1 protein-coding gene is annotated in these 1,355 nt (G+C 57.3%); it reads right to left on the bottom strand.

Going from position 1 to position 1,355, the window contains the following annotated elements; translation table 11 throughout:
* Position 1 precedes the first annotated feature (1 nt).
* A partial coding sequence (locus tag AC2VLY_RS15175) for an NFACT RNA binding domain-containing protein (RefSeq protein ID WP_486922565.1) occupies positions 2-1,355 on the bottom strand: 1,354 nt, incomplete at its 5' end.

The following is a 1,355-nucleotide window of genomic DNA, read 5'->3' as shown; positions in this document are numbered from 1 at the left end:
ATCAGAGGTCATCGTGTGCGTCGCGGCGTACCCGAATAGTCTGAAAATGGCGGTAAATAACCTGACCCGGTCCGGCGCCGGGCTTACGTTGCACATGTCGGACTTCTGTCCAGTCCACTTCGGCACTCAATGCCCGTGACTGGCTGTGTTGCAAGGCCAGACGGGCAGCCGCTGCAATAACCGGTTCCTGGACCAGGGTACTGGCATTTTCCCGGCGGAGAATCACATGACTTCCGCCCAGGTCCTGCACATGAAACCAGATATCCCAGCTTTTGGCGAAACGAAAGGTGAGGCGATCATTTTCCCGGGCATTATTTCCCCAAAAAATGTCGAATCCCGCAATCATCGTGTGGTGAAAAGGCTCTGCCAACCGGCGCGTTGTTCGCTCCTGGCATTTATGTCGAACGGGTGCATTTTGCGTTTGCGGAAGCCTTTGCGCCAGCGGGAGTGCGCCCTGTCCCTTGGACAGCAATTCGTCGAGCAGCTTTTCACTGTCCTGCAGACGCTGCTGAATTTTCTGAACGGCACGTTGGCTGCGCAGAGCTTTCTTCATGTATTTCTGGGCTTGCTGGTGCAGCGACTTGCCTGGTGTGACAGCGATCTCCAGCAACCTGCCATCCCCATGGGTATGATCGATAGCCTGAATGCTGGCGGCTCGGGCGGTGGCGTCCGGTACGGCAAACAGGGCAAAGGCCAATGTCCTGTAGTATTCGGGGGCTTCCCACTGCTGCAGATCGTGGCGCATTTTCTGGATGCGTTGCTGCAGGCGATTTTTCTCTGTGGCGAGCGCGTGTTCCGCTGGCGATGGCGCCCGAGTAAGAGTGGATGCCGGGAGTTGCAGGGCAATTTCCGGGGCCTTGGCCTGCATGGGCGGGCCGTCCGGCAAGCATAAGGGATAAAGCAGATTTTGCCCTGCTTCGGTTTTGGCTTGCCACCAGGAACTGGAAGCTGAACGCTCAGCCCATTGCTCCTTCATGAACGCTTGTGCTGTCGAACCGTCAGGGCGATAGCGTGGTGCCATACACTGTAACCAGATGCTCAGATCAGACCGGGATTCTTCAAGCAGACGAGCAGATTCTGGTGGATGGTAAACAATTCCCGGGAGGAAACGGGGTGCGGTCGGGCCGTCAAGACTATCCCAACGCCAGGCCCAGCGAATTTGTTCCTGGGCATCCAGCAGAGCCAGGTTGCCGCGCCCTCCGAAACACTCGGCAATGAGGCTGAGCTGATCTACCCGCTTGCTGATATGCATCCGACTGAAGTCCATGCGCACAATCCGGTCAGCCCAGGGAACGGCAATCCGCTCTATCCGAAAGCCTTTAAGCTGTTGCTGAAGGGGGGCACTCCAATGATGG

This window comes from Acidithiobacillus sp. TH-A36 (assembly GCF_057473445.1).
This window is presented reverse-complemented; position numbering and strand designations above follow the sequence as displayed.